The following is a 5,927-nucleotide window of genomic DNA, read 5'->3' on the forward strand; positions in this document are numbered from 1 at the left end:
AATTATTGATTGGATGCAATCGGGACAAAGCTTTGTAGCGACTGACGTCAAGCCTGAAATTTGGGCGATTCTAAAGTACAACGGCATGTTTGAGCGTTATGGCTATAAAGATTGGGTATTTAATCCAACAGATATAAATTCAGATCACTACAATATTTTTTCAGAAGTACAAGATTCATCAGAGTTTAATGAAGTTCTAAACATCATCATTACAGATACTGATTCAGCAGACGCAAAAGTTTTTAATGACAACGCTAGACGACTTTTAAAAGCGATTCTGATCGAATTGGGTGCTAAAGCATCGTTACCCAATGCACAGCGTTTTATTAACAGTATGGACGACAATGCAGAGCTGTTAAAGACGTTAAGACAGTCTGACAATGAAACAGTTTCAAGCATTGCGAAAGACATTACACGCACAGCGAAAAGCGATAATTTACTTGCGTCAATCATGACAGCAGTATCAAAAGCCTTTGATTTTCTCGATGATGACCGCATCAGAAAAACAATTTCTGATAATGCAGAGGGCTTTTATTTAAAAGACGTTTTAATGAAGCCTAAACAAGCCGTATTCTTGCAGTTTGATCAACAGTACAAGTCAAGTACAGCAACGCTATTCGGTGCGATGGTCGCTCATACAATGCGAATTTTACAAGCTAATCAAAATCGTGGTGCTGTGTTCTTAGCACTTGATGAAATTATCAATTGTGCGCCTATCCCTAAATTTACTGATTTGCTCAATACGATACGTTCTGCAAATATGCCTACGTTTCTATACCTCCAGTCTTTAGAGGGCTTAAATCGCCTCTATGGAGCAAATGCAGACAAATTATTCTTAGGCTCAAGCAACTACAAAGTTGTTTTTAAAATCGGTGACATTGCGACAGCTAAAGAATTTAGCGATCTAATCGGTAAAACTGAAACAACGTATTTTAGTTATTCTGAAAACAGTAGTGAGGGCGTAAGTAATAGCGATATGGGCGGTTCACGCACTCATAACAACTCAAGCGGATATTCAGAAAGCACAAAGCTTGAATACATCATCGAACCAGAAGAACTGATTAAACTGCCTTCTCATAGTGCAGTAGTTACTTATAACGGCACGTTCGGCACGTTGATAATGCCGAAATACTGGGAATTCTTTGACACGCCTGTTCGGATTGCTAAAGCAAGCCCAACAGATTGGCTAGAACATCAAAAAAACGAGGTAGCATAATGATTAACCCAGAAAAACTAAGTATTTCAGCTTTGATCGGTGCTGTATTGGCGTTTTATCTGATACTCATTTTTGAGTCTTTTCAGATATATATATAGTCATGCGTAAGAAGCGTAAAAGCTTTAGTTTGATCAATAAAGCAGTTCAAAACAAAGTATCTGAAAGTGATATTTTACTCACAGGATACATATCAAAAGAGCTGTTTTTATTGATCGAAAATTTAAGTGATTTCACAAAGAATAACTTTGCTGAATTATCTGTTGATGGGTTGAAAAAAAATATTGGCTTATCACTTGATAGTCATGAGTTTAATTTGCTTATGAAAGATCTATGTAATGTTTCAATCACGATAAAAATGCCAAAAAAATGTGGGTGTTTTTCGATTGTTGATAGTGTTGGATTGAAGCAAAATGAATGCAAATTAAAGCTAAATGAAAGTTTTATATTCTTAATGAATACAGATGCTTTTAAGCTACTCTCTAATTATTTTGACTTTGAATATCTTGAATAAGATCATCTAATTCATCCTCAAGGTCTTCGATTCTATATTTCAGCGATGAAATAGATTCTTTTAAACGTGCATTGATTGGAGCATCAGGATTTTTTAATCTGTTGAATATTTGAAGTTGCCCAGTGCATTCGGTTCGTAGCCTGTCGATCTGATTCTCCAAAGCCATTCTTGGTGTCCATAGGGAAAGTAAAATCTCCTCGTATTCTTTGAGTTCTTGGGCGTTCATAGCATCTAAATTAGCTTTTATTTTCATCCTTTAAATCCGTATTCCTTAAGTATTGGGTAGAAAATTTTAAAGTGTTTTTCTTCAGCTAGCATATCAGCAAGTAACTTCCCAAAATCTTCATAGCTTCCCGTACCGATCAATTGACTGTATTCGCTTTGTATTCGTGCATCATGGGCTAACTTGTTTCCAAACAAATGGCGTTGTCCATCTGATATTTTAGTGAATAGATCGGCTGTGTCCGGATCTCTTTTAGTTTCTATTTTCTTTGCTTGTTGCTTCTGTTTGAACCTGAATGAAAAGCCTGAAATAGCTCGACCTTTTTTATGCTGTTCATAGGTCACAGTGATGTCTGTATGCTCATTGATCTGCTTGATGGACGGTTCTAAGACACGCCTTTTAAACAGCTCCATACGTTGATATTCATTATCCTCAACACCAACTCTATTTCTAAATTCTGATAGTTCAATTTGTGGCGTTTTACCCACTTCACGCCATGCAATAAGTAGCTCATAAAGGCGTATTGCATACTTACCTGTAAGCTGTGATACCTGCTTAAGTTGGTAACTTGTAAAGTGTTCCTCAAGTCGAGTAACAAGTGGCACAACGTCAGGGGCAAAGGTAATTTCTAAAATGGCTAACGTATCAACATAGAAAACACGACTAACCCAACGTGAGCGCACAATGCCTGTTTTGCCAGTCTTTTTATATTCCGCAACATAGCTAAATTTACGCTCAAACAGATTGTTTACAGCATCTTTTAATACTTTGTATGCAGCATCTGTAGATACGTTAAAGTGTTTTGCGTAATCACTGGCATGTATTTCTAGTTTGCTGTCTGCGGTAATTCCTTGCCCTGTTTCTCTAGCATTCATAATTGCAAGCAATATTAAACGTTGTTCAGACGTTTCTAAGTTATAACTGGCATTCATTAACGCATTGTCTTTCACTACTAATCCATTTTTCAATTTAGCACCATAGACATATCTTGGTTTATTGACACCTTAAAATGTTGATGGTGCTAAGTCAAGAGAAAATGGTGCTTTATACAAGAGAAAATGGTGCTTTATACAAGAGAAAATGGTGCTTTATACAAGAGAAAATGGTGCTTTATGTCCTCTGTATGCCTTTCATATCAATCGTTTCGAGCTGTCTAAAAGCATTTAAAAGCTTTAAAAGATATTAAAAGCCCAAAGCTAAAAGAAAAAAAGCTATGGCACTCGCTTCGCTCGTGATGTTTCAAAAGCAAAAGCAAAGTCAAAAGCAACTATGAATTCGCTTCGCTCATATTTTTATAAAAGCATTATTATTTCGTTCGTAGACACTCACTAAAAAATACAGTGGCAAAGCTAAAAAAAGCAAAAGCGGTTTTTCAGAGAAGGGGGTCTAAGCAAATTTTTATTTGTCGCTCGTAGACACTCGCTAAAACTGTTTACTAGAATTTAATAATTTTTTGAGAATTGACTATGACTGAAATTGAAAAATTAAAGAAAGAGATTGAAGACTTAAAACAGATTATTGAAAGTAAAAATAATCAAGTTGAATCTAAAAATAAGCATATTAAAAGACTTGAGAGAATCATCTCAAATATAAAAAAAGAACAATCCCAATAGAACAGAGCAGGCGGAGTGCCTGCGAACTGACGCTATCTAAATTTAAAAACCTTCCTTTCCCTGATTACAAGCTCCCATCTAAATTTTTTCGGGAGTAGCCGAGCCAGTCGAAAGACTGGCGACTTCCCTTTTTGACACTCGTAACCATCTGCTACCGTCCCCAGTCGTCACTACCTATAAGTAGTGACGACTGGGGAAAGCTAGACAGTATTTACAATAGAGAACAGTTTTTTAAGTGATTGCCACGTGACAGCACTTTTTTAGATGATATAATGATCGGACTTTTTATGTCTTTTCATGACTTTTCTTTGCTGACTTTCATTTTGTTTTTCAGCTTAAACACAAACTTAATTCAGGAGATCAAATACTTTTAATCGCTCTCATCTTATATGCAGAAACGGTTTATTTTTTTAAGTATTCATATATTTGGGTTTAAAGATTTTCGAATTTTTAACCCACTTTTTTGAGCATTTTTTATTGAATTAGTTCTTATAGCTAATCTTGATAAAACGATTTTTCGGCTCTTAACACTAACCGTTAAATGGGTCTCCGCCATGACACTCGAATATCAATTCAATCAGCTCTGTAATAAATTCAGAGAAGGTTCACACGCTACACAAGCGAATAGACGTTCAATGCTCCAGTTGTTTGCTGAGCAACTTGCTAAAAATGGCTATGACATTAAAACCATGTCCCCGAACGACTTAAAGGGTCGGCACGTTAATAAATTGCTCGAACAATGGCGCAAAGATGGCGTATCAACAGGCACGATAAAAAATAGAATGACAACTATGCGTTGGTGGGCTGAAAAAGTCGGCAATGCTGGTGCTGTCAAAGATAACGATACTTATAAAATCGAAAAGCGTGTCTATGTCACAAATGAAAATAAATCTGTATCTCTGCATGATTTAGACCTATCAAAAATTGACGAAAACATAGCGCAAAGCCTGCGTTTGCAAGACGCATTCGGTCTTAGACGTGAAGAATCAATGAAGTTTCAGCCTGAATATGCGCTTGATGGGCAAACGATTGATAACGCTAAATACATCAGATTAAAGGATTCTTGGACAAAAGGCGGTAGACCTCGAACTATCCCGATTTCAAACGAAAAACAACGTCAAGAACTCAAAAATGCGTATGCTCAAGCTGTGAAAAATGGCGGTTCCATGATTCCTAAAGAAAAATCGTATAAATCCCACAAATCCAATTTTGAAAGCGTTACTCATGCTTTGGGTGTTGGTCAAACTCACGGCTTAAGACATGGTTACGCTCAAACTAGATATTTAGAACTTATGGGCTTTCCTTGCCCTGCGGTCGGTGGATCTCGTTCGCTGTCTGCCGATGAAGTGGCAAAAGATAAAGAAATACGCATGTTGATCAGTGAAGAACTGGGACACTCACGCATAAATATTACGTCAGTGTATCTAGGTTCTTGGAGCAAAAAATAAAGATGGGTATTGCATCAGAAATACGTGAAAAATTGCCATTATGCGGTCGCTGTATTAACTGCAAATTATTAATTTGGAACGACAAAGCAGAGTTAAAAACAAACCAAACTTTGATTAAATTTAAGAACTTAGATTCATCTTATTATTATACGGTTCGTTGTTCTTGGCTTAAAAGTCCTGTGTCTGAACCGCAATTTTTGGACACGTGCGAAGGCAAACAACTACAAAAAAGTGAGAATACGTGATGGCTGTAATTATTTTTATTTTATTGTCAGTAATAGGGGCTGTGTCGGTTTTTGGAATGTGGTTTTTTGGCGCAATAGTCGAATCAAAAACACATAAGTCTTTCTATTATGAAGATTTGCCTGAAAATTTTGATTTTGAAAAGTTTAAACAGAATAGACAGGTTATCTATGCGATAACTGGAGCAGTTACAGCGATTTTATCAGCAGTAATTGTTTACATGATGTCAGACCAATCGACATTTTTAAGAATAATTTATGTTTGGGGACTTATAGGGTTTGGCTGGTGGTACGGCTCAAATGATAGTCCCTTTAAGAATAAACCCGATGCCCCACCAACGATGATCAAAAAAGATTCTGCAGAAGGCATAGGAACGCTTTTTGATGCAGTACAACCCACGCAAGAAGTGGGTAAACCTTTGATTTCATACATTTATGATCAAGATGAAGAAAATCCTGTATGGGAATCTTTACGTGTAACAAATGAAGATCGAGGGATTATCTTAGGCGCACCTGGTAGTGGTAAAACAACATATTTAGTCACACAAATTATTGATTGGATGCAATCGGGACAAAGCTTTGTAGCGACTGACGTCAAGCCTGAAATTTGGGCGATTCTAAAGTACAACGGCATGTTTGAGCGTTATGGCTATAAAGATTGGGTATTTAATCCA

At 36.6% G+C, this 5,927-nt stretch carries 7 protein-coding genes and 1 pseudogene; 6 read left to right on the top strand and 2 right to left on the bottom strand.

Going from position 1 to position 5,927, the window contains the following annotated elements; all coding sequences use genetic code 11:
• Together FTU34_RS17295 and FTU34_RS17300 are read left to right on the top strand one after the other, a co-directional pair.
• Positions 1-1,216, top strand: a 1,216-nt coding sequence (locus FTU34_RS17295; RefSeq protein WP_180112672.1) for a type IV secretory system conjugative DNA transfer family protein, incomplete at its 5' end; no start/stop codon positions are given.
• Positions 1,217-1,316: 100 nt separating this feature from the next.
• Positions 1,317-1,727, top strand: coding sequence for a hypothetical protein (locus FTU34_RS17300; RefSeq protein WP_180036272.1), 411 nt, complete (start codon positions 1,317-1,319; stop codon positions 1,725-1,727).
• Here FTU34_RS17300 and FTU34_RS17305 read toward each other — a convergent pair.
• A complete protein-coding gene (locus FTU34_RS17305; RefSeq protein ID WP_180036273.1) occupies positions 1,696-1,980 on the bottom strand; it encodes a hypothetical protein in 285 nt (94 codons plus the stop codon). The genes FTU34_RS17300 and FTU34_RS17305 overlap by 32 nt on opposite strands.
• Entirely contained in the window at positions 1,977-2,918 is a 942-nt protein-coding gene (repM, locus tag FTU34_RS17310; RefSeq protein WP_180036274.1) for a replication initiation protein RepM, read from the bottom strand. Before repM ends, FTU34_RS17305 begins: the two co-directional genes overlap by 4 nt.
• A 498-nt stretch (positions 2,919-3,416) precedes the next feature.
• On the opposite strand from repM, the gene FTU34_RS17315 reads away from it, so the two are divergent.
• The 4 genes and pseudogenes from FTU34_RS17315 to FTU34_RS18005 form a co-directional block, all read left to right on the top strand.
• Positions 3,417-3,563 carry a hypothetical protein gene (locus tag FTU34_RS17315; protein WP_180036275.1) on the top strand — a complete coding sequence of 49 codons (147 nt, stop codon included), beginning with the start codon at positions 3,417-3,419 and terminating at the stop codon, positions 3,561-3,563.
• Between the two features lie 554 nt (positions 3,564-4,117).
• A complete protein-coding gene (locus FTU34_RS17320) occupies positions 4,118-5,011 on the top strand; it encodes a phage integrase N-terminal domain-containing protein (protein WP_180036270.1) in 894 nt (297 codons plus the stop codon).
• Between the two features lie 2 nt (positions 5,012-5,013).
• Positions 5,014-5,256, top strand: coding sequence for a hypothetical protein (locus FTU34_RS18075; RefSeq protein WP_306669822.1), 243 nt, complete (start codon positions 5,014-5,016; stop codon positions 5,254-5,256).
• Positions 5,256-5,927, top strand: a pseudogene (locus FTU34_RS18005) (type IV secretory system conjugative DNA transfer family protein); the annotation flags it as partial. The gene FTU34_RS18075 and the pseudogene FTU34_RS18005, both read left to right, overlap by 1 nt.

Origin of the sequence: Acinetobacter sp. YH12094 (assembly GCF_013419295.1) — a bacterium.
GTDB lineage: Bacteria > Pseudomonadota > Gammaproteobacteria > Pseudomonadales > Moraxellaceae > Acinetobacter > Acinetobacter amyesii.

Bases quoted from the DNA above. Each gene is read 5' to 3' on its own strand.
- FTU34_RS17300 (WP_180036272.1), top strand. From the start codon at position 1,317: ATGCGTAAGAAGCGTAAAAGCTTTAGTTTGATCAATAAAGCAGTTCAA.
- FTU34_RS17305 (WP_180036273.1), bottom strand. From the start codon at position 1,980: ATGAAAATAAAAGCTAATTTAGATGCTATGAACGCCCAAGAACTCAAA.
- FTU34_RS17315 (WP_180036275.1), top strand. From the start codon at position 3,417: ATGACTGAAATTGAAAAATTAAAGAAAGAGATTGAAGACTTAAAACAG.
- FTU34_RS17320 (WP_180036270.1), top strand. From the start codon at position 4,118: ATGACACTCGAATATCAATTCAATCAGCTCTGTAATAAATTCAGAGAA.
- FTU34_RS18075 (WP_306669822.1), top strand. From the start codon at position 5,014: ATGGGTATTGCATCAGAAATACGTGAAAAATTGCCATTATGCGGTCGC.